The organism is Streptomyces sp. NPDC053474 (assembly GCF_044544845.1).
Lineage (GTDB): Bacteria > Actinomycetota > Actinomycetes > Streptomycetales > Streptomycetaceae > Streptomyces.
Genome location: NZ_JBITXV010000018.1, coordinates 134,962 through 160,513, shown reverse-complemented (window position 1 = coordinate 160,513; position 25,552 = coordinate 134,962). Strand labels below are relative to the sequence as shown.

The window sequence follows — 25,552 nt, the reverse complement described above, 5'->3', positions numbered from 1 at the left end:
CGGAGATTCGTGTGTGCGGAGCGGCTCTACGTTCGGGATGTCGAACAAAGGTTGACCGGTCGAGCATTCTGGATACTAAGGAGTCGGTGTCCCTCGTCAATACTTTGCACATGATTCCTGAACGGCATCGAAACATTCGTCGCGTATAACGCCGAGGCGCCGCAGGTCAGTTGAGCGGGCGGGGGCGCAGATGCGCAGCCCTTCCGGCCCTGCGTGGTCGCCCGACAGGGCCGAATCGTCCGGAGGTGTTGACATGCTCAGCCGCCTCTCTAGTATCCGTGGAACGTCGAGACCTCGAATGGCATCCGAGATTTCGAACGCTCATCACTCTTTCTTGAAGTGTCATGGACGTGGCGCTGGGAAGAGACCACCCCCCATGTCGCTCTTCCGCCAAAGGAGTTCCTGGTGCTCAGACGTTCACGCGGGCGACTGCTCCGTCTCCTCGCGGCCGCTGCGCTGACGGTCACCGCGTCCGTGACGGCCTCCGCCCCATCCCCCGCATCGGCCGCGCCGGGCAGCCCGGCGCTGACCCCGCCGCTGGGCTGGAACAGCTGGAACAGCTTCGGGTGCGGGATCACCGAGGCCCAGGTCCGCCAGGCCGCCGACGCGATGGTGTCCTCGGGCATGCGCGAGGCCGGCTACCGGTACGTGGTGGTCGACGACTGCTGGTTCGACCCGCAGCGCGACGCGGCCGGAAATCTGCGGGCCAATCCCACCAAGTTCCCGAGCGGGATGAAGGCGCTCGGGGACTACATCCACGGCAAGGGGCTGAAGTTCGGCATCTATCAGGTGCCGGGCGAACGCACCTGCGCGCAGACCGTGGGAACCTACCCGGGGTCGACGGGCAGCCTCGGGCACGAGGCCCAGGACGCCGCCACGTTCGCTTCGTGGGGCGTCGACTACCTCAAGTACGACTGGTGTTCCTCCAGCGGTACCCGAGACGAGCAGGTCAAACGCTTCACGCTGATGCGCGACGCCCTGCGCGCCACCGGGCGGCCCATCGTCTACAGCATCAACCCCAACAGCTTCCACACTCCCACCGGCGCCTCGTACAACTGGGGCGAGGTCGCCGACCTGTGGCGGACGACCGAGGACCTGCTCGACATCTGGCAGAACGGCAACACCAACAGCTATCCGATGGGCGTCGGGAACGTCCTGGATGTCACCGCGCCGCTGGCGGCGCAGTCAGGTCCCGGACACTGGAACGACCCCGACATGCTGGTCGTCGGCCGTCCCGGTCTGTCGCTGACCGAGTCCCGCTCCCACTTCGCCCTGTGGGCGCTGATGGGCGCCCCGCTCATGGCCGGAAACGACATCCGCACCATGTCCGCCGACGTCAGCGCCATCCTGCGCAACCCGAGGCTGCTGGCGGTGAATCAGGATCGGCTGGGCGCGGGCGGGCGCAGGGTGCGCGACGACGGCAGTACGGAGGTGTTCGCCAAGCCCCTGTCCGACGGCTCGGTCGCGGTGGGCCTGTTCAACAGAGGAGGCGGCACCGAGACCGTGACCACCACGGCCGCACAAGTCGGCTTGTCCGGTGGGTCGTTCACCCTCACCGACCTGTGGACCGGCGGTACGTCGAGCACCTCCGGGCAGATCTCGGCGAGCGTCCCCGCGCACGGCGTGGCCGTGTTCCGGGTGAGCGGCGGCAGCCCGCAGGCGGCCACCACCTCGCGGCTGCGGGGCAGCGCGTCCGGCCGCTGCGTGGACGTGGACAACGCCTCCACCGCCGCCGGGGCCACGGCCCTGATCTGGGACTGCCACACGGCCGCCAACCAGCTGTGGACCACGTGGGCGGGCGGGGAGATCCGGGTCTTCGGCGACAAGTGCCTGGACGCCTACAACCAGGGCACCACCAACGGCACCCGCGTGGTCACCTGGCCCTGCAACGGCCAGAACAACCAGAAGTGGACCGTCGGCTCCGACGGGTCGATCCGCAACGTCCACGCCGGGCTCTGCCTCGACGTCAACGGGGCCGGTACCGCCAACGGGACCCCGCTGGTCCTGTGGACGTGCAACGGCCAGGCCAACCAGAAGTGGACCCGCACCTGAGCGGAACACGGCAGAAGGGGAGTCGCATGACGACAAGGACCAGATCGCTCTTGTGGCCCGCCGTGGTCGCGGTCCAGAGCGGCGGGCAGCTCAGCGGATGCAGTGGCGGCACCCGGCCCATCGCCTACCTCGGAGTGCACGGCCTTCGGGACAACGTCCTCGGCATCTCCGGCGGGCGGGCGCTGCGGGACAGGTTCGTCAGGAACAACGGCTGCACCCCGCAGAACCCGCCGGAACCGCCGCAGGGCAGCCTGACGCACCGGGTCACCGCCTACTCGGGCTGCTCGGCCGGGCATCCGGTGGTCTGGGCCGCGTTCGACGAAGGACACATCGCCGCGCCGCAGGACGGAGCCGCGGGTGACAGCGGCTCCCGAACCTGGCTACCGGGAGAGGTGTGGAAGTTCTTCACCCAGTTCCAGACCTCCACCCCGCCCACGCGCGACGTCCGGTGAACGGAAGTCCGAGACGTCTCGTCGACCGCTGAGCGCGCTGCCCGCCCGGGAGTCTCCCCGGGCGGGCAGCGGCTTCACCTTCCACCGCGGCTTGACCGGGGTCGTGGCCGAGCGGGCCGTACTCGCTTGCGGTCGGTTCAGCACCGCACTCAGTGAAGGAGACGCGAATGAAGAGCGTGCCTATGACGTTCAGAAAGGCGTGGCGCAGACGCGGAAGGCCCACGGCGCTCCTCGCCGCGGTGACCGCTTTGCTGACGGCGCAACTGACGGGCATCGGTGCCGCCGGGACGGCACAGGCGGCCACCGTGGATCCGGACGCGCGGTACGAGTCGGCCAATCGGAGCGGAGGCAAGGCCGTCGAGGCCCGCCAGCGGTGGCAACCGGCCCGTGTGACAGGGGTGTTGGCGCAGGCGCACACCGCCGGGCGGGTCAGGGACGACGGAGACGCGGTGCGGTACAGCTGGCCCGGCGTGTACTTCGAGGGCACCGTCAGGGGCACCGGCGTGGGCATCGTGCTGGACGACTGGGCCGCCGACTACGACGTCCAGGTCGACGGAGCCACCGTCGCCACGCTGGTCACGCCCGGCCGGACCACGCACTGGATCAATGGCCTGCGGGAGGGCACACACTCCGTCCGGCTCGTCAAGCGCAACGACAGCCCGGGGGACACCAGCACATTCGGAGGCTTCGTCGCGGCGCCCGGCGGTGCCGTGCTGAGCAAACCGACGGCCCGCAGCCGACAGATCGAGTTCATCGGGGACTCCCTCACGGTGGGCTACGGCAACCGGTCGACGTCCCGCGACTGCACCTCGGACCAGGTCCGGCGGACCACCGACGCCGACGTGAGCTACGGCGCCCTCACCGCCCGGCGACTGAACGCCGACTACCAGCTCAACGCCTATTCGGGCCTAGGCATGGTACGCAACTACAACGGGCACTCGCCGGGCACCACGTACCGGACCTTCTACGACCGCGCCCTGCTGAACGTGCCCGGTGACGTCTGGCAGAACCCGGGCACCTGGCGTCCTCAGCTCGTGGTGGTCAACCTCGGCACCAACGACTTCTCGACCGCCATCAACCCCGGCGAGCCGTGGACACCCGACAGCCTCGCGGCCGCCTACCGCACCGCCTACGGCGACTTCCTCCAGAAGCTGCGGACGCGCTACGGAGCCACCACCACCCTCGTGGCCGTCGGCACCGGATCGTACGCCGCCCATGTCCAGCAGGCGGTCAAGGCGCGCAACGACGCCGGTGACAGCCGGGTCCGCCACTGGTACCTCGACGACTCGGGACTGGACTTCCAGGGCTGCCACTGGCACTACTCGGCGCACGACGACCGCCTCATCGCCGACCGGCTCACGTCGTACCTCGCCGGTCTGCCGATGGGCTGGTGACGGCACCCGCCGACGACGGAGTCGGTGGAGCCGCGGGCCCGGCCTCAGGCCCCGCCGACCAGCGCGCGGATGAGCCGCTCCACCTCGCCTCGCGGATCCGCCGTGCCCATCCACCCCGTCATCAGCAGATGGTGCAGCGTCCCGACCAGGGCGAGGGCGACGGACGCCGTGTCCAGTTCCCGTGGTACGCGCTCCAGGCGCTGCTCCTCGCGGAGATAGGCGCCGATCGACTCCTGCACCGCGCCGAAGCCGGGTGCGCCCGCGCGCCAGGCCTCGCGGATCCGCAGGGTGGCGGCCGGGCGGGTCACGGCCAGCTCCACGACGCCCGGGTCCAGGGAGAGGACCGCCGCGGCCACGGCGGTGAGGTGCTCGGCCACGGTGGCCGTGCCCGCCCGCTCCGGCAGGTCCTTCGCCCGCGCCGCGGTGCGGGCGAAGCGGTCCAGGCAGAGTTCGGCGACGAACTGGTCGAGGCCCGCGAAGTGCGTGTGCAGCACCCCCTTGGCGCAGCCCGCCTCCTCGGTGACGGCCCGGCTGGTCAGGGCGGCGGCGCCGTCCCGCGCGAGCACGCGCTCCGCGGCGTCGAACAGCCGCTCTCGCAGATCGGGGATCGCAACTCCGCGCGGTGACATCAAGTCCCTCCCAGGACACGGCGATTGCCAGTATGGGCGCGCGCCCATACTATTTGGGCACGCGCCCATTCTAGGGTGCCCGGCTCCCACCGCTGGAGGTCATCCCGTATGCACGGCATCGCTAACACCGCCCAGGCACAGGCATGGAACGGCTACGAGGGCGCCCACTGGGCCGCCCACCAGGACCGCTGGAACGCCGTCAACGGCGGGTTCGACCAGCCGCTGCTCGACGCCGCCGCCCTCCGCGCCGGTGACGAGGTCCTGGACGTCGGCTGCGGCGCCGGAGCCACCACCCGCCTGGCCGCCCGGGCCGTCGGCCCCGGCCGCGCGCTCGGCCTCGACCTCTCCGCGCCCATGCTGGAGCGCGCCCGGGAGCGGGCGGCGGCGGAGGGCATCGCCAACGTCTCCTTCACGCACGGCGACGCCCAGGTGCACCCCCTCGCGCCCGCCGCCTTCGACGTGGCGATCAGCCGCTTCGGCGTCATGTTCTTCACCGACCCCGTCGCCGCGTTCGCCAACGTCGCCCGCGCGCTGCGGCCCGGCGGCCGGATCGCCTTCCTCACCGCCGCCGAGCCGGAGACCACCGAGTGGCTGCGGGCCTTCGGCGCGCTCGACGACGTCCTGCCGCTGCGGGGGTTCGGCGCGCCCGGAGGGCCCGGCATGTTCTCCCTGGCCGACGCCGAGACCGCCGCGGGGCTGCTCACGGCGGCCGGGTTCCACGACGTACGGGCCGAACGCGTCCAGGCGTACGGGACCTGGGGCCGCGACGCCGAGGACGCGGCCCGCTTCATGCTGGACTCCGGCCCCGGCCGCCACCTCCTGGAGCGGGTCGACGCCGACGCGCGGGCGCTCGCCCACACCCGCCTCACCGAGCGGCTGAGGCGGCACGAGACCGAGGACGGCCTGCGGCTGCTCGGCACCGGTCGGCTCCTGACGGCCCGCCGTCAGGCCTGAGCCTCCCGCGCGGCGGAGGTGAGGGACATGTCCGGGTAGCGGTCGCCCGTGACGTGGCCCGCGATCGGCTCCAGGAGCGCGAGCTCGGCCGCGGTCAGCGTGACCCTGGTGGCCGCGGCGTTCTCCAGGAGGCGCCCGCGCTTGCGGGTGCCGGGGATCGGCACCACCGCAAGGCCGTGCACCTGGGCCCGCTGCTGCACCCAGGCCAGGGCGATCTGCGCCGGGGTGGCGCCGCGGTCGGCCGCGATGGCGCGCAGGGGTGTCAGGAGGGCGGCGTTCGCCACGGCGTTGTCGCCGCTCAGGCGCGGCATCGACTGGCGGAAGTCGTCGCTGGAGAGCTCGGCGCTCGCGTCGGTGAAGGCGCCGGTGAGGAAGCCGCGCCCGAGCGGCGAGTACGGCACGAAGGCGACCCCGAGGTCGGCGGCCGCGCCCACCACGCTGTACTCGACGTCCCGGCTGAAGAGCGACCACTCCGACTGCACGGCGGCGATGGGGTGCACCGCGTACGCCTCGCGCAGCTCGGCCCCGGTGACCTCGCTCAGGCCGAGGTGCTTGACCTTGCCCTCCCGCACCAGTTCGGCCATCGCGCCGACGGACTCGGCGAGCGGGACCCCGGGGTCCCTGCGGTGCATGTAGTACAGGTCGATGACCTCGACGCCCAGGCGGCGCAGGCTTCCCTCGACGGCCCGGCGTACGTACGCGGGATCGTTGCGGATGGCCCGGTGGCCGGGGTCGTCGGCGCGGGTCTCGATGCCGAACTTGGTGGCCAGGGTGATGTCGTCGCGGTGCGCGGCGACGAACGGCGCGAGGAACTCCTCGTTGGCGCCGCTGCCGTACATGTCGGCGGTGTCGATGAGGGTGACGCCCGCCTCGACGGTCGCCTCCAGGGTGTCGCGGGCCGCCGCGTCGTCGGTCTGTCCGTAGGCGGCGCTGATGCCCATGGCGCCGAAGCCCTGGACGCCGACGAGGGGTCCTTCGGTGCCGAGGCGGACCGTGGGGATCGGTTCGATGGAGGTGTTCATGAGGGCGTTCAGGCCCCTTCCGGCGCCCGGTCGGCGCCCGCGTAGAAGGTGATCTTGGCGTCGAGGACGGTGAGGGCTTCCCGCAGCTCCGCGAGGCGCGCGACGACGTCGTGCCGGGTCCGCTCCAGGATCTCCCGCCGCTCGGCGTGGGTGACCTCGCCCCCGCGGACCAGGTCCGCGAAGTGGACCATGGCGGCGACCGGCATCCCGGTCAGTCGCAGCTTGCCCACGAAGTCGAGCCACTCCAGGTCCCTGTTGCTGAAGCGGCGCTGCCCGGTGTGGGACCGCTCCACGTGCGGCATCAGACCGATCTGCTCGTACCAGCGCAGGGTGTGGGCCCGGAGCCCGGTGAACGCCGCGACCTCGCTGATCGTGTAGCGGTCCTGGCCGTCGGGGCGCGGATGCCGCAGCGTCGGGGACACGCAGATGTCCGGGCGCGGCGCTGTCAAGGGGGCGTTGTCGGTCACCGTCATGCCGATCACGCTAAAGCGTTCGAGTGCACTTGAAGCAAGTGCTTTGTACGGGCGGGCGGCCCGGCGTCAGGTCGTGGCGCCCGGTGTGACGAGGCCCGACTCGTAGGCGAAGACGGCGGCCTGGGTGCGGTCGCGCAGGGCCAGCTTGTGCAGGATCCGGCCGACGTGCGTCTTGACGGTCTCCTCGGCGACGGTGAGGGCCGCGGCGATCTCCGCGTTGGACAGGCCCTGGGCGACCTGGACGAGGACCTCGGTCTCGCGTGCGGTGAGCCGGTCGACGACCACGCCGGTGGGCCGCTTCGCCGCCGGGCCGGTGCGGGCGAACTCGGTGATGAGCCGCTTGGTGAGCTCCGGCGAGAGCAGCGCCTCACCCCGGGCCACCACCCTGATCCCGTCGGCGAGCTGGCTGCCGGAGGCCTCCTTGAGGAGGAAGCCGCTCGCTCCGGCGCGCAGCGCCTCGTACACGTACGCGTCGAGGTTGAAGGTGGTCAGGGCCAGGACCTTCGTCGGTGACGCGGGGTCGGCGGTGATCCGGCGGGTCGCCTCGATGCCGTCGAGGCCGGGCATGCGGATGTCCATGACGACGACGTCGGGCCGCAGTGCGGCGGCGCGGGCCACGGCCGCGGCGCCGTCCTCGGCCGTGGCGACGACGTCGAGGTCGGGCTGGGCGCCGAGCAGGACGGAGAGGGCCTCGCGCACCATGGCCTGGTCGTCGGCGATCAGTACGCGGATCGTCATGCGGGGGAGTCCTTGTCCGTGGTGGGGTCCGGGCCGGGGAGGTCGCGCGGGGCGGGGCGCGCCGGGAGGACGGCGGTGACCTCCCAGCCCCCGTCCGGCAGCGGGCCCGCGGCGAGGTCGCCCTCCAGCATGGCAGCGCGCTCGCGCATCCCGGTGAGGCCGTGGCCGCCGCCCGGCGCGGGCGCGGAGGCCCTGGCGGCGGGCCCGTTCGTGACGCACAGCCGCAACGCGCGCGGCGCGTAGGCGAGTTCGACGGCCGCCTCGGCGCCGGGGGCGTGGCGCAGGGCGTTGCTGAGCGCCTCCTGGATGATGCGGTACGCCGACAGCTCCACCCCCGGCGGCAGCGGCCTGCGGTCGCCGTCGACGCGTACGGCGACGGGGAGCCCCGCGGCGCGCACGTGTGCCAGCAGGGTGTCGAGCGAGTCGAGCGAGGGCTGCGGGGCGGTGGCGGCCGTGCTCGCGCCGGGGGCGTCGGCCCGCAACAGGCCCAGCAAGCGCCGCAGTTCGGCGAGGCCCTCCAGGGCGTTGGCGCGGATCGAGGCGAACTCGGCGGCGAGCTGGGGCGGCGGGTCGGGGACGCGGTAGGGCGCCGCGTCCGCCTGGAGGGAGATGAGCGACATGTGATGGGCCACGACGTCGTGCAGCTCGCGGGCGATCCGGGCGCGCTCCTCCAGGACCGTGCGCACGGCACGCTCCTGCGCGGTGGCGGCGATCTGCGCGGTGAGCCGGGCGCGGTCCTCCCTGCGGCCCCGGGCCACCCCGCCGACCAGCACCGCGAGGGCGAACAGGACGAGCCCGAAGAGCACGAGGTCCCAGGAGCCGACGGCGCCCCCGGCCGCTTTCAGTGCCGTCCCGGCCGCGCCGCTCAGGCCCGCCGCCACGGCCGCCGACACGGCTGGCACCCGCAGCGCGAGCAGGAAGAGCACGCCCGCCTGCACGGTCCAGGTCCACAACTCGTTGGCGGGCGTGGGCGGATGCGCGAGGGGGATGACGACGAAGAACGCCGTCGACAGCCACCACGCGGGCACGGGGCGGCGCAGCGCCACCGGCCAGCAGGCCGCGTGCCCGACGGCCAGGAGCCGGGCGGGCGGGTCCGCGCCGGTCGCCGCCACCGCCGCGGCCGCGAGGACGACCAGGACGTGGGGGAGCCGACGCAGCCACCCCAGGCCGCGCGGCCAGGACCAGGGCGGCAGCGGCAGGGCCCGCGAGCTCGCCAGGTCGGCGCGCACGCCGCGGAGCGCGGTCCTGACCCGCGCCGGGGCGGGGCTCGTGGGCGGGGGGTGGTGGCTGGTCATGCCGGGCGTCCTCGGTGGTCACCGTGCGGAAGGGAGGGCGTGAGCACGGCTGTCGGCGTACCCGGAAGTGAGGCTAGGGGGCCGGGGGCGGGGTCGGCGTCCCGCCCTGGGGCGAGATCGTCCGTAGCTCTCCGGAGGGAGGGCGCCCCAGGGGGACGTCAGGATGTCGCCGCGAGCCCGGCGAGGTAGTCGTCCAGGAGCTCCACCTGGTGCTGCGGCGGGAACGCCGCCGGGGCGAAGAGGGCCTGCACGACCAGGCCGAGCACGAAGGACTGCGCGGCGGCGGCGATGCGCGCGGGGTCTCCGGCGGGCAGCTCGCCCAACTCCTGCGCCGCGGCGACCAGGTCGCGCAGCTTGTCGCGGCTGCGCGCGTACTTGCGGGCGTACTCGTCGCTCAGGCCGGGGTCGGCGAGCGCGGTGTCCCAGGAGGAGACCCAGATGCGGTTGCTGTCGGTGGCCTCGGCGGTCAGCGGCAGCACGTCGAGCAGCGCGGCGCGCACGGCCGGGAGCCCGGTCCCCCCGGCGCGCCGGGGGCGTGACGCGGTGCGCCGGTCGAGCAGGTCGAGGGCGTGCGCGACCAGGTCGCGCTTGGCCGGGAAGTAGTGGGTGAGCAGGCCGGTGGTCGCGCCGAGCTCCGCGGCGACGGCGCGCAGGGTCAGGCCGCCGAAGCCGTGCGCGGCGAGGACCCGCCAGACGGCCTCGGACACGTCGCGGCGGCGGGCTTCGTGATCTCCCTTGGTGCGTGGCATGCTGCTACCGTACATAGTCATAACGTCTGTTGTGTGAATGCGAGGTCTCCATGTTCGCCCTTCCGCTGCGGGACGACGCCCAGCTGAGCCCGCTCGAGCCGTGGCACGCCGAGGAGTTCGCCGCCCATCTGGACCGGGCCCGCGAGCACATCCGGCCATGGGTCGGGGCGGCCTTCGTCACCGAAGGCCTCGACGGCGCCCGGGCCACGCTCGGCCGGTACGCCGAGCGGCAGGCCGCGGACGGGGCCCGCCTCTACGGCATCCGGCGCGACGGCGTGCTGGTCGGCGGCGTGATGTTCGTGAGCTTCGACGCCGCGTCGGGCGCGTGCGAGGTCGGCTGCTGGCTGGAGCCCGCGGCCGAGGGGCACGGCCTGATCACCCAGGCCTGCGAGACCCTCCTCGACTGGGCGTTCACCGTCCGGGGCATGCACCGCGCGGAGTGGGTCTGCCGCGCGGACAACGAGCGCAGCGCCGCGGTCGCCAAGCGGCTCGGCATGACGCTGGAGGGCGTGCGCCGCGAGTCGTGGCCGTACGAAGGCGTGCGGTACGACGCCCAGCAGTGGTCCGTCCTCGCCTCGGAGTGGCGCACCCGCGGCGTGTAGGCCTGCCTCGCCCCGGGGTGGCGTCCACGAGTACCGGCGGCGCCCGGTTGGCCGGATCGCGACCCCCGCCCCCGCCCTTCAAGTTAGGGTTACCTAAGTTGCTTGGTCGTCCGTGCGGCGAGCACGCGCGACCCGACCGGAAGGGGAGTGACGGTGGCGGACACGAACGACGAGACCCCGGTGGCGAGCGCCGAGGACCGCGGGCGCGTGGTCGAACTCATCCTGGGGAGCGTGGCGGCCCAGACCCTGCGGGCGGCCGTCCGGCTGCGCGTGGTCGAGATCATCGGCGCCAAGGAGCGGCACGCCGCCGACGTGGCCGCGGAGGCCGGAACGCAGCCGCAGGCCACCGCCCGGCTGCTGCGCGCCCTCGCGAGCCTCGGCATCCTCCAGGAGCGCGCCCCGGACTCCTACGCGGTGACCTCCGCGGGCGCCCTCCTCGACCCGACGCGGCCCGACTCGCTCGCGGCGCTCGCCGGCATGTTCGCCGAACCGACGATGCTGCGTGCCTGGGAGCGCCTGGACGAGGGCGTACGGACCGGCGAGACCACCTTCGCCTCGGTCTTCGGCACGGACTTCTTCCCCTACCTCAAGGAGCACCCGGAGCTGTCCACGCTGTTCAACACGGCGATGAGCCAAGGCACTTCGCTCACCGCGGCCCAGCTCCCGCACGCCTACGACTTCGGCCGCTTCACCACGGTCGCCGACATCGGCGGCGGCGACGGCACCCTGCTGTCCCCGGTGCTGCGCGCCCACCCGGCGCTCTCCGGCATCCTCTGCGACACCGAGGAGGGCCTGGCGCAGGCGCCCACGACGCTGCGGCGGCACGGCGTCGAGGACCGCTGCTCCCTGGTGGTGGGGGACTTCTTCCGCTCGGTCCCCGAGGGCGCCGACCTCTATCTGCTCAAGAGCATCCTGCACGACTGGAACGACGACCAGGTCGTCACCATCCTCGGCCACTGCCGCGCGGTGCTCCCGCCGGGCGGACGCGTGCTGATCGTCGAACACCTGCTGCCCGCCGCGGTCACCCCCGAGAGCACCCACCTCTATCTGACCGACCTCAACATGCTCCTGAACGTGGGCGGAAGGGAGCGCACCCGCGAGGAGTTCGCGGAGCTCTGCGACCGGGCGGGGCTCGCCCTGACCTCGGTGACCGGGCTCGGCGAGGAGAACGCGTTCTGCCTCATCGAGGCGGCGGCCGAGGGCTGACCGGACGGAGCCCCGCCCGCGCGGGGAGGGACGCCGTCCGTGCCGTCGCCTCCGGTCTAGGTCACAGGCTGTTGCGGAACGGGCCTGTCACCTCGTAGGTGATGCCGCCGCTGCTGGAGCCGGACGTGCCCCGCTGCGAGGAGAAGTACAGGCGGTTGCCCGCGGGGTTGAACGCGGGCCCGGTGATCTCCGACGAGGACTGGCCGGTCACCTGCAGGAACGGGGCCACGACGTCGGAGGGCGTGATGATGCAGATCTCCATGTTGCCGCCGTCCTCGGCCACGTAGAGGTCGCCGACCGCGGCGGCGGTGACGTTGTCCACGCCGGTCAGCGGGGCGCCGCCGACGTTGTCGTCGTACACGACGGCCAGGGTGTTGTTCGCCGCGTGGTAGGCCCAGACGCGGTTGTCCCCCTTGGTGGTGAAGTAGCAGATTTCGGCGCGGTAGTGGCAGCCCTCGCCGCCGTTGAAGACCTTGGCGCCGGACACCTGGTAGCGCGTCGCGGTGGGGCTGCCGTCCGGGTCGGGCACGGTGGCCCAGGACAGCGTCCCGCCGGTCTCCTTGAGCACCTGGAGGGTGCCGGAGGACAGGTTGCCCCAGGTGGTGGGCACGAACCGGTAGAAGCGGCCGTCGGTCTTGTCCTCGGTCAGATAGATCACCCTGCGGACCGGGTCGGCGGCCGCTGCCTCGTGGTTGAAGCGGCCCATCGCCGCCCGCCGCACCGCCGGGTTCACACCCCACGGGTCGGTCTCGTGGACGTAGCCGGTGTCGGTCTCCTCGCACGACAGCCAGGTGTTCCACGGGGTGGCGCCGCCCGCGCAGTTGCGCTGCGTGCCGGACAGGACGGAGTAGGCGCCGGTGATCTGGGCGGCGCTGTTGAACTTCACCGCGCTCGCGCCGCCCTGGCCGCCGCTGAGCTCGGCGTTGGACACATAGATCCAGCCCGAGCCGTCGGCGAAGCAGGCGCCGCCGTCGGGTGCTCCGTGCCAGGTGTACCCGGTGCCGGACACCTGCTGGGAGGAGCGGGCGATGACCCGGCTGGTGAAGCCCGCGGGGAGCCTGATGCCGTTGGCGTCGGCGGCTTGGAGCGCCCCGTAGGGGCTGGGTCCCGGCAGGGCGGGATACGCGGCGGCCTGCCGCCACAACGAACCGGAGAAGGCTGCGGCTCCGGCGCTGAGAACGGCGGCGCGCAGCACGGTACGGCGTTCCATGTCGACTCCTTCGTCGCACGGGGGACGGGAACGCCGTGGACAGTAGGGCCGCCGCGCCGGGGCGGTAAGTCACCGGCGGATGAACTGTTTTGAGCCAGTGGGCGAATGGCGGTCGCGCTCCACCGGAAGCACCGCGCCGACGTCCTCGCGGACGCCTGGCGGCAGCGGGCGCCGCAGCGGCTCGTCGAGGCGCATCCGAACCCCTGGAACTGAATACCCCCCAGGGGTACTTGACGAGCGCGAACCCCGCCCCGTAGCGTCCTCCCCATCGACGGCGGATACCCCCTCCGGGTATCCGCTCGCGTCCCTTCAGGAGGTCCCACCATGTGCACCACGTCCTCGACTTCGCCGACCGCGTCCGCCACGCCCACCGTCGTCCGCGCCGGTGGCGACGGTTCGCTGCCCGACTGGCACCTGCGGGGCGAGTGGTTCGACGTCTGTAGCTGCTCCCTGCCCTGCCCCTGCACCTTCGCGCAGGCACCGACCCACGGGGACTGCCTGTTCACGCTCGTCTGGCAGATCCACGAAGGGCACTTCGGGGACGTGCGCCTGGACGGCCTCGGCGTCGTCGCGCTCGGCGAGTTCACCGGCAACATGTGGGTCGGTGACCCGAACGCCACGATGAAGGTGATGCTCTACATAGACGCCAAGGGTGACCAGGCCCAGCGGGACGCGCTCCAGCAGATCTTCGCCGGGCACGTCGGGGGCTGGCCGGGCGAGTTCGGCTCCCTCATCAGCGAACTGCGCGACGTCCAGTACGCCCCCGTCCGCTTCGACGCGGCCGAGGACCTCTCGTACTGGCGGGCCGACGTCGGCGACAAGGTCTCCGTCGGGGCCGTCGCCCTGACCGGCCCGACCGCCGACCCCAACCGCCGCGTGCAGCTCGTCAACGCACCGGGCGCCGAGGTCGGACCCGGCCAGATCGCCACCTGGGGCGTGGTCGAGAGCGACCACGCGGAAGGCTTCGACTTCTCCCACGCGTACCGGGGCGGATCGAGCAAGCACTTCCCCTTCGACTGGCGCCCCTGACCGGCCCCGGGCTCCCGGCCGGTCCCTGACCGGCCGGGCCGCCTGCGGCACGGCACGGACGCTAGGACTCGCCGGTGATCCTGGCCGAGCCGATCGTCGCCGCGGCGATCTCCCTGGCGGCGGTCCGGGTCGAGGAGTTGGCGTTCAGGTTGGTGAGCGATGCCTGGTTGAGCGCGTGGACGACGAACTCGTAGGTGTTCACCGTCGAGGGCGAGCACGGCCCCTGGTAGCCGTAGAGGCTCGCGCTGCCGCGGTAGTAGACCTGCCTGGCTCCCGCCGGGACCGAGGGCCGGTAGGCGTGGTCGACGTTCTGGGGGAGGGAGGTCGTGGTCGCCGGGATGTCGTAGATGACCCAGTGGATGAGGTTGGAGTTGTCGAGGTCGCGCATGACGATCGCGTAGCTCTTGGCGGCGGTCGGAGCGCCCGACCAGGTCAGGGGAGGCGATTCGTTTCGCTTGGCGGGGTCGCTTCCGCCGCCGCTGGTGCACTCGTGGACCTTGGGGATGACGCCGCCGTCGGCGAACGCGGAGCTGGAGAGGGTGAACGCGTTCCGGGGCGCCGACGGCGCCGGGGAGGCCGACGAAGCGGCGGTGGGCGAGAGTCCGACGGCTCCGGTGACGAGCAGAGCGAAGAGCGCGATGCGTGCACTTCTCACTGGAGGCTCCCGAGGATGCTGGGGGACGCTGGAGTTCCGTGGCGCGAGAGTGGTGTTCGTGCGGTGGGGCCAGCGGATTCGTGCGGTGGGGCCAGCGTAGGCAGCGTCGTTTCTGATGTCATGTCACTTATGGACCGGATCGCTGTACTTTTCTCGTCCGCGGCGAGCGTGTGGGTGAGCGGCCCCCCGCTGCCACGGGGAGGCCCGGCCTCCCCGTGGCCCGCGCTCAGGCGGTGCAGTGCTTCTGCGCGTCGACGCGCACCTTACGGCCGGTGAACTCCTCCAGGACGGCGATGTTCTCCGGCGCGTAGTTCGCCGCCGTGATCTTGTCGGCGTCGCGGCTGCCGAGCTTGCCGGTGTAGGGCGCGGACTTCTCCAGCCAGTACGCGGTACGCAGGAACTGGGTCAGGACCAGGTCGCGCAGCTTGGGCTCGGCCTTGATCGTGGCCCAGTAGTCGGGGTGTTTGTCCTTGGCGACGCGCAAGTAGAGCAGTAGGTACCGCAGGTTGGTGGCGGCGATGTCCCGGGCGTTGCTGGCGCCGACGCCCTTGATGTACTCCTGGACCACCGTCACCGCGGGCAGTCCGGTCAGACCGGCGTTCTGCTCCGCCAACACTCCTTGGAGGCGGTACTCGCCCTGCGTCCTGTCCCGCAGGTAGATGTCATCCATGGAGGAGCTGAGGCTGTCCTTGATCAGGGGCAGGATCTCCTTGCGGGGGAAGCCGCCGTGCACGGGGACCGTCAGCGCCTGCTGACCGGCGTTGACCCAGGCCGCGATGTGGACGTCCCACTTGGTCCGGGACGGGTCGAGGTCCCACATGTGGGTCTCCTCGTGGATCGCCACCATCATCGACTCGGTGAATCCCTCGAAGCTCTGCTTGTTCACGAACTGGTCCCAGTACTTGTCCTTGGCCTGGGCGATCGCCAGCGCCTCACCGCTGGGCCAGCGCCGCTTGTACATGGCCTGGAGGGTGCGCATCCAGTTCGCGGAGGTGAAGGACGCCTTGAGGTCGCTCACGTCGGCGTTCGGCTGCGACGGTTCGTCGTAGCAGTAGGGGGCGGTGGCGCGGCTCTGTGGGGTGCCGGTGCCGGTGGCGGAAGGGGTGGCGGCCACGGTGGGGCCGGAGGCGGCCAGGGTCCCGGCGCCGAGGGCCAGGACGACGGATGCGGTCAGCAGACGGGGGAGGTGTCTACGGCTCACGAGGACCTCGTCTCGAAGCGGTTGTGGGGGGATCGCGCGAACGGGCGCCCGCACCGCCCGTCACTCATCGAAGCTACTGACCCGGGCACCCCGTGCCTACTAACACGTCGTCATAACATCCGGGTGATGGCTCCCCGGCTCCCGGGGCGTCAGCCGATCAGCCAGCACCGGCCCCGGCACGACGATCAGCGCCCACGGCACGTCCCACGCCGGAGACCTGCCGTCTGCCCGTGGCAGAACACCGGCCCGACCGGCCTCGACGATCACTACAGTCCAGACTCATGACGACGGTTACCACGCGCACGATCACCTACGCGGCAGACGGCCTGACGATGGTCGGGCACCTCGCGCTCCCGGCCGGGGCCGACCGCCGGCCCGCGGTCCTGGTCGGGCCCGAGGGGGTGGGGCTCAGCGACGTCGAGCGCCGCCGGGCCGACGCGCTCGCCGAGCTGGGATACGTGGCGCTGGCCTTCGACCTCCACGGCGGGCGCTACTTGGGCGACCCCGAGGAGATGCTGGCCCGTTGCCTGCCGCTGCTCGACGACCCCGACCGGATGCGAGGCATCGGCCGCGCGGCGCTCGACGTGCTCCACGCCGAACCGCGGACCGACCCGGACCGGGTCGCCGCCGTCGGCTACGGCACCGGGGGCGCCATCGCGCTGGAACTCGGGCGCGACGGCGCCGACCTGCGCGCGATCGCGACAGTCAACGCCCTGACCACGGGCCGACCGGGCGAGGCGGCGCGCATTCCCTGCCCGGTGTGGGCCGGAGTCGGGTCACAAGACCCGATCATGCCGCCCGCGCAACGGGACGCGTTCACCGCCGAGATGCAGGCCGCGGGCGTCGACTGGCGCCTCACGGTCTACGGCGGCGCCCTGCACGCCTTCCACCACCCACCGGTCGACCACACCACGCGCCCCGGGGTCGGCTACCACCCGCAGCACGCGCGGCGAGCGTGGCGGGACGTCGTCGACCTGCTCGCCGAGTGCCTGCCCGTGACGCGGTGAGCCGGTCGGGTCAGCGCCAGACCACGGGGATCCTTGAGGCGGACCACGTGTCGATGTATCCGAGGACCTGGCCGGGGCCGTTGATGACCAGGCCGTAGGAGGAGGTCACGTCCGGGGCGACGGGCAGTTTGGTGGGCTGGCCGGTGGCGTCCCAGGTCACGGCGTGCTTCCCGGAGGAACCGGTGACCGTACCTGCGTCGTTGAGGACGTCCCTGAGGGACCGGAGCTGCACGCTCGTGGTGTCGGGCAGGGGCCGCAGGCGGACCGCCTCGCGGCCCTTCCAGAGGGTGGGGTCGCTGTTGATGTAGCCGGCGACCGTGTCGGAGGCGTTGACGTCGATCGTGGTGCTACTGTGCCGCGCGCCGGGCAGGGCCGTGAAGGTGCCGCCGGGCAGGGCCAGGGAGGCCAGCCAGTCGTCGCTGGTGCCGTTCGAGCCGACGGCGGTGCCGCGGTCGTTGACGTCGCGGAGCTCGGCGCGGGTGTAGTAGGGGTCGTCGGGGGACTTGAGCCTGGTGATGTTCCCGGACCGGTCCCAGCGTACGACGTCCCCTGGGGTCGCCGTGGAGCTCATCCAGCCGTACGCGTTGCCCTGCTTGTCGACGAACAGCGCCTTGCTGTACCGCATGTTCGGCTCCACCGGGAGCAGTTCGGGCTGCCCCTGGCGGTTCCAGCGGACGGCGCGGGTCACCCAGTTGTCGCTGGCCGTGCCGACCGCGACGCCGTCGTCGTTGAGGTCCTCCGCGGCGCTCGTGAGGTATCCGGTGGGTTCCGGCAACCGGCGCACCGCGCCCGACGTCCCCCAGACAGCCGCGTGCCACTGCTTGTCGGCGCCCTCGGCCTGGCCCGCGATGGAGCCGTCCGTGACGATCACCTTGGGGTCGGCCTGCGTCCCGCCCTCCAGTAGGCCGAGCCGGGTCGGCGTGAGGTCGGGCTCCCACCGCACCGGGCGGTAGTGCCCGCGCCCGTCGTGGCTGGAGCCGACGACCTGACCGGCGTCGTTGATCAGGCTGGCGCTGGCCCCCGTGTCGCCCGGCAGCGGCGGCAGCACCTGCGCCACCGCCCCCGCCGCCCGAGGTGCCGCGGCTGCCGGTCCGGCCGCCGTCGCCGACGGCACCACGACCGCGGCGAGGGCCCCCGCCACCACCCACGCCTGATGTCTCTTCACGAAAATCCCCCCGTTACTCCGTACTTCCTCCACTTACACTCATCGTGGCACCAACACCCGCTCTTGAAACAGGCGTTGCACGGCCAACGACGTGATCATGGCGTGTTCCGGACCACGCGGGGGCGGTGCGGAGGCTAATCCGCCGTATCCCTGCGGTACTGCGCGGGCGACGTCTTCGTGGCGTCGTCCTCGTACGAGCCCGCCTTGCCCCGGTCCACGTGGAAGGTGGTCAGCGTGGTGACGGGGGAGCGCGGGTCGCGGCGGTCGCCGATGACCCGCATGTGCGCGCTGAAGCGCTCCGGAGTCACCTCGTACACGTCGTAGCCGTACCGGTTGCCCTCGAAGTACTTCAGGTGCGGGTTGGCCTTGCCCATCACGGGGCCGTTGGCGGCGTTCCACTCCGGGGAGTACGCGCCCGACGTCACCGAGTGCGCGGTGAACTCCGTGCCGACCAAGGGGGATTCGGGCGCGTCGAAGTCGGTGCGGATGTCGTCGACGAACGCCGAGTGCCAGTCGCCGGTGATGACCACCAGGTCCTCCAGGCCGCTGCCGTGCACGTGCTGGAGGACCTCCTCGCGCTCGGCGAGGAAGCCGTCCCACTGGTCGGTGAACATGTACGGGCCGCCGGGCCTGCCGCGCAGCTGGCTCAGCATGATCGAGTTGGCCCACACGTGCCAGGAGTCCGGGGCCCTGTCGACGGTCTTCTTCAGCCACGCCTTCTGCTCGGCGCCGAGGATCGTGCCGTCGGGGAGGTTCTGCGCCGAACGGTACGACCTCAGGTCCAGGACGGTGAGTTCGAGCAGGTCGCCCCAGCGGCGCACCCGGTGGATCTCCGGGTCCGGCAGGGACGACCCGCCGAAGGAGTCGCGGTGCGGCATGTGCTCGAACCACGCCTGGTACGCGGCCGCGCGGCGCCGCATGAACGGCGCGCCGCCGCCGGTGCCGCTGTAGTCGTTGACGACCTCGTGGTCGTCCCACGTCAGGAACCACGGGTGCGCGGCGTGCGCCTCGCGCAGCGACTTGTCGCCCTTGTACAGGGCGTGCCGCTTGCGGTAGTCGGCGAGCGTGAGGATCTCCGGGCCGTCGTGGTCGCGCACGTGCTTCTCGGGGACGCCGCCGACCTGCCCGTGCTCGTAGATGTAGTCGCCGAGGTGGATCACGAAGTCCACGTTCTCGCGGGCGATGCCCCGGTGCGCGGCGTAGAAGCCGTCGTGGAACGCCTGGCAGTTGGCGGCGGCGAAGGTCACCTTCCGCACCCGGCCGCGCGGCGCGGTCCGCGTGCGGCCGACCCGGCTGGTCCGGCCGAGCGCCTTGAACGCGTACCAGTAGGGGCGCCCCGGGGCGAGCCCGCTCACCGGCACGTGCACGCTGTGCCCGAGCGTGGCCGACGCCGGAGCCGTCCCGCGCGCGACGACGTGGCGCAGGCGGGCGTCCTTGGCGACGACCCACTCGACCTCGACGACCTCGGGGAGCTTCTGCTCGGCGGCCAGCGGCTCGGGCGCGAGTCTGGTCCACAGGAGCACCGAGTGCGGCTGTGGATCGCCGGAGGCGACGCCGAGGGTGAACGGCGCGCGGTCGTACTCCGCGCCGAGCCGCTCGGCGGCCTCGCGGGCCTGTGCGGGGGTCAGGCCGGGGGCGAGCGGCCAGGCGAGGTTCAGCGCGCCCGCGGCCGCGGCGGCCTTGAGGAGGTCACGGCGGTTCACGGTCATCAGCGGCCTCCGGTGGGCTCGAGGGTGAGGGAGACGGCGTCGGCGTAGCCGTCGTTGGAGGTGCCGCCGCCGCTGCGCGTGAACACCAGCAGGACCCGCGCCGTGCGCGCGCCGGGCGGCACCTGGGCCGCCGCCGCGCGTTCGAGCAGCGCCGTGCGGCCCTCGCGCTCGGCGGCGCTCACCGGACCGAGCACGCTGAGGGCCACCGGGGTGCCCTTGGCGTCGCGGAACTCCACGGAGAGACGGGCGCCGTCCTCCTGGCCCGCGTAGCCGCCGAGCCAGGCGGTCACGGTGTAGCGCACCTTCCCGGCGTCGACGGCCCCGCGTCCGGTCGGCCCGCTCCTGGGCAGGGTGACGTCCTGCACCAGGGCGGTACGCGGGCTGTCGCCGCCCGAGAAGAAGCGGCTGCCGCGCCGCGCGGGGCCGGGGTCCGAGGGGGTCGGATAGCCGCCGCCCAGGCTGTACGGCACGAGCGCCGGGGCTCCTTGGACGACTTTCCAGCCGCGGACGGTGGTGACGGGATCGGCACTGCCGCCCGCCCCGCTCTCCGCGTCGCCGTTGACGACGAGATTCACGCGCGCCTCCTGTGCTGGGTGATGTGGGCGCGGTCAGCCCACCAGCCCCGTGTGAACCACGAGAAGCGTCATGGCGAATTCTGTTGCCGTCAGGGGCCGTCAGGGGCCGCCGGTACGGCGTGTGCGCGGGCGGCTACCGCCCCGGCTCGCGGTACGTCCGGCCGCCCCGGCGCGGCAGCGCGGCCGGTACGTCGTCGGCGGTCGCGGCCGTCTCCACGGCCAGGCGCAGCTCCGCCCGGACGGTCGCGGACGACAGGTCCAGGTCCAGGAGGCGGCCGCACTCGCTCAGCCAGGTGCTGAGGGTGGTCCGGTGCAGGGCCAGCTCCGTGGCGGCGGGCGCGGTGCGGCCGCGGTGCGCGAGCCAGCAGCGGAGCGCGATGCGCAGCCGCGGGTCGAGCGGCTGGAGCAGACCCGACGCCCACCGCCCCGCCCGCTCGGCGCTGAGCAGGGCGGCGGGCAACGGCGGGCTCGGCAGCAGGGGTTGCGCCACCGCGGCCGGGACGGGCGAGGCCGGGGCGCGCAGCGCGAGCAGCGACTGGGCCTGCACGGTGGGGTGGTCGAGGTCGACCGCGAGCAGCACGCCGATGGAGCGGAGCCGCGAGCGGACCGTGCCCTCGGACACGTCGAGCGCGGGGGCGGCGGCCTGCGCGGAGCCCGAGCGCAGCCAGGCCTCCAGGGTGCGCCGCTCCCTGCCGTCGAGCGGCTGGAGCACGGCCGCGGACCAGGTGACGAGGCGGTCCGTCGGTATCACGCGGAGCAGCCCGTGCGCCCCCAGCCCGGTCACCGAGGTGAGGCGGCCGATGGAGGTGCTGTTGCGGGTGCTCCCGGCCTCGGCCCACGCGGTGACGAACATGTCCAGGGGCGCGGGGGCCGCCGCGCCCCCGGTCAGCTGGTGCCGGTCGGCGACGCGCGCGACGAGGGAGAGCGTCGGGTGGCCGCCGTCGGCGCGGGGCAGGTCGCGGGCGCCGTGCAGGGCGACGACGGTCAGCTCCGCCCCGTCCAGACTGACCAGCGTGCGGGTGCCGTTCGACAGGTCGGGCTGCGTCGCCCGCCACAGCGCGTGGTGGGCGGTGTGCAGGGCCCGCCCGGTGAGGCGGTACACGGTGGCGTGCGTGGCGGTCTCCCCGCCGAGGACCTCGGCGGCGAGCCGGTGCTGGCCGCGCAGCAGCAGCCGCAGCACGGCGGTGTGCACGCGCTGCTCGGTGCCGCGCGTCTCCTCCGCGTGCCGGGCCCGCAGCCGCAGCAGGTCGACGGCGCACTGCGTGACGAGCGCCGTCAGGGGCGGGGACGCCGCCACGCCGGGGCAGACCACGAGGACGGTGCCCTGCGCCCCCGGCACCTGGTGGACGGCCACGTGCGGGTGCGCCTGCGGGTGCGCGGCGGCCCGCAGCGCCGTGGGCCCCGCGGAGTCCGGCGTGGCGTGCACGAGTCCGGCCGCCGGGTCCACGAGCGCCGCCCAGCCCTCGGCCAGGGCGGCGACCTCGGCGACGAGGAGCGCGCCGGAGCGGGCCGCCGCGCGCGTCAGCCGCCGCACCACCTGCGCGTGCTCCACGGCGGACGGGGCCGGGGGCCGTGCGGGGTGCGGCTCACGGCCCGCGCCGCGCGTCGTCACGGTATCCGCGCGACGCCACCCCACCCCGCGCGTGCGGTGAGGGTGCCGGTGGTCGCTTCGGGCCGCCAGTGGGGCCAGGACACATAGCCGGGCTCGACCATCTCCAGGCCCTCGAAGAACGCGACGGTCACCTCCGGCTCACGGAAGACGTACGGAATCGCGCCCGAGTTGTTGTACTCCTCCTGCACCTCGCGGTGCCTGTCGTCCGATGCCGTGGAGTGGCTCAGGGACAGATGGCTCCCCGAGGGCAGCCGGGCCACCAGGCGCCGCACCAGCCCCAGGGCCTCCTCCCAGTCCACGATGTGCCCGAGGACGTCGTTGATCACCAGGGCGACGGGCCGGGTCATGTCCAGCGTCTTGGCCGCGCCCGTGAGGATCGCCTCCGTGTCGCGCATGTCCGCGAGCACGTAGTCCATGGCCCCCTCAGGAGTGCTCTTGCCCATCGCCTGGACGTGCAGGAGCACGAGCGGGTCGTGGTCGACGTACACCACCCGGCTCTCCGGGGCGATGCGCTGGGCCACCTCGTGGGTGTTGTTGGCCGTGGGAAGGCCCGCGCCCACGTCCAGGAACTGCCGGATCCCTGCCTCCTTGGCCAGCCAGGTGACGGTGCGCACCAGGAAGCCCCGTGACTCCTGGGCGAACGGCTCGATCAGGGGGTACTTGTCGCGGTAGGCGTCACCGGCGGCCCTGTCGGCCTCGTACCAGTCCTTGCCGCCCAGCCAGTAGTTCCACACGCGCGCGCTGTGGGCGACGGAACTGTCGATCTCGTCCAACCGCGGGGGGAGCCTCATCGGTTCGGTCATGACAGGTCCAGTACCTCTTTCGACTTGTCGGGGTGGAGTGCGGTGGCGCAGGAGTAGTCGAGGAGCAGACGGTAGGCCGTCACCGTGTCGGGCGCGTCCCAGACGTCGGCGGTCCCGGCCAGGCCGCCCTCCCTGACCACGTGGTCGGAGATCTCCGGCACCTCGACGCGGAACAGGGTCAGCGGCGGCTTGCCGGTCAGCGCGTGCGGGGGCCCGTCCAGGGGGTGGATCTGCAATGTGACGTCGGGCCGCTCGGCCGTGGCGCGCAACACCTCCAGCTGTTCGGCCAGCACCCCCGGGAGCCCGACGCGGGTGTGCAGGGCCGCGGCCGACATCACGGCCCAGATGCGGGTCTGCTGGGTGCGCAGCCGCTCCTGGCGCTGGACCAGCAGATCGGTTCTGCGGTCCTTGGCCGCGGGGGACAGGTCCGGGCGCAGCACGTCGTCGACGGCGCGCGCGTACGACGGCGTGCGCAGCAGAGCCGGAACGAGTGCGGGCTCCCAGGTGCGCACGATTCCGGCCGCGGACTCCACGCTCATCAGGTCGAGCTGCCACGGGTCCATCACGGCGCGCCAGGGGTGCCACCACCCCGGGGCGTTGGCACTCGCCAACTTGCCCAGGAACTCCTCGGTCTCCGCCCGCGCCGCTCCGTACGCCGCGAGGAGCGCGGACACCTGACCCACGTCCAGGGACGTCTGGGCCTGCTCGATCCGGCGGACCGTGGCGGGGTGCGCGCCGAGGGCCGACGCGGCTTGCTTGAGCGAAAGCCCGGCGGCCTCGCGGAGGACCTTGAGCCGGGTGGCGAGCACGAGGTGCGCGACGGTCCGACCGGATCGTTCGCGAGCCACGCACCCCTCCTTGCGACAGACTCCGCAACTTGTGGACAGTGCACACCTTGTCGCTTGCAATCCCTGGACGCAACCCGTTGAGTAGGCGCAGTGGTGAAGCGGCCGGGACAACCGGGGCGGACAACACGTCGTACGCACGGGGGAATGACGGGGGAGATGACGTGCTGACGCTGGGCGCACTGGTCGGCAGGGTCGAACTCGAACTTGCCTTCGCCGGAGGCGTCCCCGCCACACCGCACGAGGCGGTCAGGGTCGCCGGACTGGCGACCCTGACCCTGCCCCAGCTCCTGGAGGGCGAGCCGCAGCGTCGCCTCGAACCCGGCTCGCTCGTCCTGCTCACCGAGATGCCGTTCCGGCTTCGGGGGCGTGCGGAAGTCGCCCTGGAGACGCTCCTGGAACAGCTGGCCCTCGACGGGTGCGCGGGCCTCGCGGTGAGCGTCCTGTCCGGCGCCCACCAGCCGTTCTCCCTGGCGGTGCGGGAGGTGTCCGCCGCGCTCGGCGTCCCCCTGCTCATCACCACCGCGCCGCCGCGCCAGTGGGCCCGGGCGGGCCGCGACCTCACCGAGCGACGGCTCGCCGACGCCGAGGCCCGCGCCGGTCAGCTCACCACCCTCGTCCAGCAGCTGCCCACCCGGGCCGCCGACCCCGAGGCCATGCAGCCCATCGCGGACTGGCTGGCGCGCGCCCTGCGGGCACAGGTCCTCGTCAGCGAGCCGGGCAGCGTCCTCGCCGCGTCGCCCGAGACCGCGGCCGAGGCCCTGGCGGAGGCGTTCCTGCGCGGCCACCGCGAAGGCCTCGCGCGCGACCGGTCCCAGGGTCCGCACACGCGGCTCGTCCCCCTCTCGTCGGCGCCTCCCGCCCCCGTCGACGACGCCTCGTGGGGCGGTCGGGTCGCCGCGGTCGGCGACCTCGCCGCGGTCGGCGCCGTCTCCGCCGCGGACGCCGGGAACGCGGTACTGGCCGTCGCCCGCCGCTCGCCCCCCTTCGACGACGCCGACCTCCGGCTCATGCGGCACGCGGCGCGCCTGCTCGGCCTGCTCGACCAGGCGCGCCGCGAGCACCGGGCCGCCGCCGACGCCGCGCACGCGACCCGTACGGCGGCCGTGGAACTGCTCCTTGACGCCGAGGTCGACAAGGCGCGCCGGGTCATGGCCACCCAGGCGCCGGGGCTGCTCACCCCGGACGCCGTCCGCGTCTTCGTCGTCGAGACGCCCCAGGACCGGCGCGACGCCGTCCTGCTCCGCTGCGAAGCGGGGACGGCGGGCCGGGCCCTGGTCGTCGCCGATCCGCGCGAGGACCGCCGGATCCTGGTCGTCGAGCCGATCCGGCCGCGCCGCACCGGCGACGCGGTGGCCACCGCGCTCACCCGGCTCGTCGCCGAGCTGGGCGCCGACGCCTCGCTGGGCGGCAGCGGCACGTACCCGATGGTGATGCTCGCCGACGCCCTCCAGGAGGCCATCACCGCCCAGCGGTTCGCGCTGCGCCGCCCGGACGCGGTGGCGCTGTCCGCGCAGAGCACCGACCTGGTCAGCGTGTTGCCACGGGACGCGGCGCGGCGCTGGGCCCGCGGGCTGCTCGACCCGCTCCTGCGGCCCGACGCGCAGGGGGAGCAGATGCGGGACACCCTGCCCACCGCCCTCGCCTACCCCTACGCGGTGGCCGCCCGTCGGCTGCGCGTGCACCGCAACACCGTCAGGCGCCGCGTGGCCAAGGCGGCCGAACTCCTGGACATGGACTTCGCGACCGTGCGGGACCGGGCCACCGTCGGGCTCGCCCTGGACCTGCTCGCCGACCGGCACCGGCCCGAGCGCTCCCTCACCCTGGTGGGCGGCGCGCCGCCCACCCTAAAGTCGCTGCTCGCCTCGCCCGAGGCCAGGGCCTGGGCGGACAACCTGCTGTGCGGCGCGCGCGGCGACCGCAGGAACCTGCTCACCACCGCGGCGGTCTGGCTCGCGCACGACGCGCACATCGAGCCCACCGCCCGCGCCCTCGGCCTCTCCGAGTTCACCGTCCGCTCCCACCTGCGCGCCCTCGAAGGCCATATGGCCCGGGACCTCGGCTCCCTGGGCGGCCTGCGCGACCTCCAGTTCTCCCTGCACATCCTGACCGGCGAGGTCGGCGTCACCAACCCGCGCGCCGACCTGTGCTCGACGCCGTGACCCGGGGGCGCCC

Annotated in this window: 23 protein-coding genes and 1 pseudogene; 9 read left to right on the top strand and 15 right to left on the bottom strand. The window is 73.2% G+C overall.

The window, feature by feature from the left end; genetic code table 11:
• Positions 1 to 405: 405 nt before the first annotated feature.
• From ACIG3E_RS34265 to ACIG3E_RS34255, 3 genes and pseudogenes are all read left to right on the top strand, one after another.
• On the top strand, positions 406 to 2,052 hold the full coding sequence (locus tag ACIG3E_RS34265) for a glycoside hydrolase family 27 protein (protein ID WP_399623701.1): 1,647 nt from the start codon (positions 406 to 408) through the stop codon (positions 2,050 to 2,052).
• A 65-nt stretch (positions 2,053 to 2,117) separates the two neighbouring features.
• Positions 2,118 to 2,504, top strand: a pseudogene (locus ACIG3E_RS34260) (cellulose-binding protein); the annotation flags it as partial.
• A 167-nt stretch (positions 2,505 to 2,671) separates the two neighbouring features.
• Complete coding sequence (locus ACIG3E_RS34255) at positions 2,672 to 3,898, top strand: SGNH/GDSL hydrolase family protein (RefSeq protein ID WP_399623699.1); 1,227 nt, start codon at positions 2,672 to 2,674, stop codon at positions 3,896 to 3,898.
• Between the two features lie 44 nt (positions 3,899 to 3,942).
• Here the strand turns inward: ACIG3E_RS34255 and ACIG3E_RS34250 are convergent, their stop codons facing one another.
• Positions 3,943 to 4,527: a TetR family transcriptional regulator gene (locus ACIG3E_RS34250; protein ID WP_399623697.1), complete on the bottom strand. Its 585-nt coding sequence runs from the start codon at positions 4,525 to 4,527 to the stop codon at positions 3,943 to 3,945.
• 108 nt (positions 4,528 to 4,635) lie between these two features.
• Here ACIG3E_RS34250 and ACIG3E_RS34245 point away from each other — a divergent pair, with 108 nt between their 5' ends.
• Complete coding sequence (locus ACIG3E_RS34245) at positions 4,636 to 5,481, top strand: class I SAM-dependent methyltransferase (protein WP_399623694.1); 846 nt, start codon at positions 4,636 to 4,638, stop codon at positions 5,479 to 5,481.
• Here ACIG3E_RS34245 and ACIG3E_RS34240 read toward each other — a convergent pair.
• The 5 genes from ACIG3E_RS34240 to ACIG3E_RS34220 form a co-directional block, all read right to left on the bottom strand.
• On the bottom strand, positions 5,472 to 6,503 hold the full coding sequence (locus ACIG3E_RS34240) for an aldo/keto reductase (protein ID WP_399623691.1): 1,032 nt from the start codon (positions 6,501 to 6,503) through the stop codon (positions 5,472 to 5,474). The genes ACIG3E_RS34245 and ACIG3E_RS34240 overlap by 10 nt on opposite strands.
• Positions 6,504 to 6,511: 8 nt before the next feature.
• On the bottom strand, positions 6,512 to 6,976 hold the full coding sequence (locus ACIG3E_RS34235; protein ID WP_399623688.1) for a MerR family transcriptional regulator: 465 nt from the start codon (positions 6,974 to 6,976) through the stop codon (positions 6,512 to 6,514).
• Between the two features lie 66 nt (positions 6,977 to 7,042).
• Entirely contained in the window at positions 7,043 to 7,714 is a 672-nt protein-coding gene (locus tag ACIG3E_RS34230) for a response regulator (protein ID WP_399623686.1), read from the bottom strand.
• A complete protein-coding gene (locus tag ACIG3E_RS34225) occupies positions 7,711 to 9,009 on the bottom strand; it encodes a sensor histidine kinase (protein WP_399623682.1) in 1,299 nt (432 codons plus the stop codon). Before ACIG3E_RS34225 ends, ACIG3E_RS34230 begins: the two co-directional genes overlap by 4 nt.
• A gap of 158 nt (positions 9,010 to 9,167) precedes the next feature.
• Positions 9,168 to 9,758, bottom strand: a complete 591-nt coding sequence (locus tag ACIG3E_RS34220; protein ID WP_399623680.1) for a TetR/AcrR family transcriptional regulator — start codon at positions 9,756 to 9,758, stop codon at positions 9,168 to 9,170.
• 50 nt (positions 9,759 to 9,808) lie between these two features.
• On the opposite strand from ACIG3E_RS34220, the gene ACIG3E_RS34215 reads away from it, so the two are divergent.
• Together ACIG3E_RS34215 and ACIG3E_RS34210 are read left to right on the top strand one after the other, a co-directional pair.
• Positions 9,809 to 10,360: a GNAT family N-acetyltransferase gene (locus tag ACIG3E_RS34215; protein WP_399623678.1), complete on the top strand. Its 552-nt coding sequence runs from the start codon at positions 9,809 to 9,811 to the stop codon at positions 10,358 to 10,360.
• Positions 10,361 to 10,513: 153 nt separating this feature from the next.
• Positions 10,514 to 11,566 carry a methyltransferase gene (locus tag ACIG3E_RS34210; RefSeq protein WP_399623676.1) on the top strand — a complete coding sequence of 351 codons (1,053 nt, stop codon included), beginning with the start codon at positions 10,514 to 10,516 and terminating at the stop codon, positions 11,564 to 11,566.
• 61 nt (positions 11,567 to 11,627) lie between these two features.
• Here the strand turns inward: ACIG3E_RS34210 and ACIG3E_RS34205 are convergent, their stop codons facing one another.
• Complete coding sequence (locus ACIG3E_RS34205; protein ID WP_399623674.1) at positions 11,628 to 12,776, bottom strand: alkaline phosphatase PhoX; 1,149 nt, start codon at positions 12,774 to 12,776, stop codon at positions 11,628 to 11,630.
• Between the two features lie 324 nt (positions 12,777 to 13,100).
• On the opposite strand from ACIG3E_RS34205, the gene ACIG3E_RS34200 reads away from it, so the two are divergent.
• Positions 13,101 to 13,805 carry a DUF1326 domain-containing protein gene (locus tag ACIG3E_RS34200; RefSeq protein WP_399623672.1) on the top strand — a complete coding sequence of 235 codons (705 nt, stop codon included), beginning with the start codon at positions 13,101 to 13,103 and terminating at the stop codon, positions 13,803 to 13,805.
• Between the two features lie 61 nt (positions 13,806 to 13,866).
• On the opposite strand, the gene ACIG3E_RS34195 is transcribed toward ACIG3E_RS34200, so the two are convergent.
• The gene (locus ACIG3E_RS34195) at positions 13,867 to 14,460 is read right to left on the bottom strand and encodes a YbhB/YbcL family Raf kinase inhibitor-like protein (protein ID WP_399623670.1); all 594 of its coding nucleotides are present in this window, start codon (positions 14,458 to 14,460) and stop codon (positions 13,867 to 13,869) included.
• 226 nt (positions 14,461 to 14,686) lie between these two features.
• Positions 14,687 to 15,661 (bottom strand): hypothetical protein, encoded by a 975-nt coding sequence (locus ACIG3E_RS34190; RefSeq protein WP_399623668.1) that lies wholly within the window; start codon positions 15,659 to 15,661, stop codon positions 14,687 to 14,689.
• Between the two features lie 281 nt (positions 15,662 to 15,942).
• On the opposite strand from ACIG3E_RS34190, the gene ACIG3E_RS34185 reads away from it, so the two are divergent.
• Positions 15,943 to 16,668 carry a dienelactone hydrolase family protein gene (locus tag ACIG3E_RS34185; RefSeq protein WP_399623665.1) on the top strand — a complete coding sequence of 242 codons (726 nt, stop codon included), beginning with the start codon at positions 15,943 to 15,945 and terminating at the stop codon, positions 16,666 to 16,668.
• Positions 16,669 to 16,678: 10 nt separating this feature from the next.
• Here the strand turns inward: ACIG3E_RS34185 and ACIG3E_RS34180 are convergent, their stop codons facing one another.
• The 6 genes from ACIG3E_RS34180 to ACIG3E_RS34155 all read right to left on the bottom strand — a co-directional run bounded on the left by ACIG3E_RS34180 (position 16,679) and on the right by ACIG3E_RS34155 (position 23,380).
• Positions 16,679 to 17,833, bottom strand: coding sequence for a hypothetical protein (locus ACIG3E_RS34180; protein ID WP_399623662.1), 1,155 nt, complete (start codon positions 17,831 to 17,833; stop codon positions 16,679 to 16,681).
• Positions 17,834 to 17,967: 134 nt separating this feature from the next.
• Entirely contained in the window at positions 17,968 to 19,542 is a 1,575-nt protein-coding gene (locus ACIG3E_RS34175) for an alkaline phosphatase D family protein (protein ID WP_399623660.1), read from the bottom strand.
• Entirely contained in the window at positions 19,542 to 20,117 is a 576-nt protein-coding gene (locus tag ACIG3E_RS34170; RefSeq protein WP_399623658.1) for a phosphoesterase, read from the bottom strand. Before ACIG3E_RS34170 ends, ACIG3E_RS34175 begins: the two co-directional genes overlap by 1 nt.
• A gap of 133 nt (positions 20,118 to 20,250) precedes the next feature.
• Entirely contained in the window at positions 20,251 to 21,729 is a 1,479-nt protein-coding gene (locus tag ACIG3E_RS34165; RefSeq protein WP_399623656.1) for a helix-turn-helix domain-containing protein, read from the bottom strand.
• Positions 21,726 to 22,532: an SAM-dependent methyltransferase gene (locus ACIG3E_RS34160; RefSeq protein WP_399623654.1), complete on the bottom strand. Its 807-nt coding sequence runs from the start codon at positions 22,530 to 22,532 to the stop codon at positions 21,726 to 21,728. The genes ACIG3E_RS34165 and ACIG3E_RS34160 overlap by 4 nt, the downstream gene beginning before the upstream one ends.
• Positions 22,529 to 23,380: a helix-turn-helix domain-containing protein gene (locus ACIG3E_RS34155; RefSeq protein WP_399623653.1), complete on the bottom strand. Its 852-nt coding sequence runs from the start codon at positions 23,378 to 23,380 to the stop codon at positions 22,529 to 22,531. Before ACIG3E_RS34155 ends, ACIG3E_RS34160 begins: the two co-directional genes overlap by 4 nt.
• Positions 23,381 to 23,541: 161 nt before the next feature.
• Between ACIG3E_RS34155 and ACIG3E_RS34150 the strand changes: the two genes are divergently transcribed.
• On the top strand, positions 23,542 to 25,539 hold the full coding sequence (locus ACIG3E_RS34150) for a helix-turn-helix domain-containing protein (protein WP_399623651.1): 1,998 nt from the start codon (positions 23,542 to 23,544) through the stop codon (positions 25,537 to 25,539).
• Positions 25,540 to 25,552 lie beyond the last annotated feature (13 nt).

Coding starts and splice junctions, on each gene's coding strand:
- ACIG3E_RS34255 (WP_399623699.1), top strand. CDS start 2,672: ATGAAGAGCGTGCCTATGACGTTCAGAAAGGCGTGGCGCAGACGCGGA.
- ACIG3E_RS34250 (WP_399623697.1), bottom strand. CDS start 4,527: ATGTCACCGCGCGGAGTTGCGATCCCCGATCTGCGAGAGCGGCTGTTC.
- ACIG3E_RS34245 (WP_399623694.1), top strand. CDS start 4,636: ATGCACGGCATCGCTAACACCGCCCAGGCACAGGCATGGAACGGCTAC.
- ACIG3E_RS34240 (WP_399623691.1), bottom strand. CDS start 6,503: ATGAACACCTCCATCGAACCGATCCCCACGGTCCGCCTCGGCACCGAA.
- ACIG3E_RS34235 (WP_399623688.1), bottom strand. CDS start 6,976: ATGACGGTGACCGACAACGCCCCCTTGACAGCGCCGCGCCCGGACATC.
- ACIG3E_RS34230 (WP_399623686.1), bottom strand. CDS start 7,714: ATGACGATCCGCGTACTGATCGCCGACGACCAGGCCATGGTGCGCGAG.
- ACIG3E_RS34225 (WP_399623682.1), bottom strand. CDS start 9,009: ATGACCAGCCACCACCCCCCGCCCACGAGCCCCGCCCCGGCGCGGGTC.
- ACIG3E_RS34220 (WP_399623680.1), bottom strand. CDS start 9,758: ATGCCACGCACCAAGGGAGATCACGAAGCCCGCCGCCGCGACGTGTCC.
- ACIG3E_RS34215 (WP_399623678.1), top strand. CDS start 9,809: ATGTTCGCCCTTCCGCTGCGGGACGACGCCCAGCTGAGCCCGCTCGAG.
- ACIG3E_RS34205 (WP_399623674.1), bottom strand. CDS start 12,776: ATGGAACGCCGTACCGTGCTGCGCGCCGCCGTTCTCAGCGCCGGAGCC.
- ACIG3E_RS34200 (WP_399623672.1), top strand. CDS start 13,101: ATGTGCACCACGTCCTCGACTTCGCCGACCGCGTCCGCCACGCCCACC.
- ACIG3E_RS34185 (WP_399623665.1), top strand. CDS start 15,943: ATGACGACGGTTACCACGCGCACGATCACCTACGCGGCAGACGGCCTG.
- ACIG3E_RS34175 (WP_399623660.1), bottom strand. CDS start 19,542: ATGACCGTGAACCGCCGTGACCTCCTCAAGGCCGCCGCGGCCGCGGGC.
- ACIG3E_RS34160 (WP_399623654.1), bottom strand. CDS start 22,532: ATGACCGAACCGATGAGGCTCCCCCCGCGGTTGGACGAGATCGACAGT.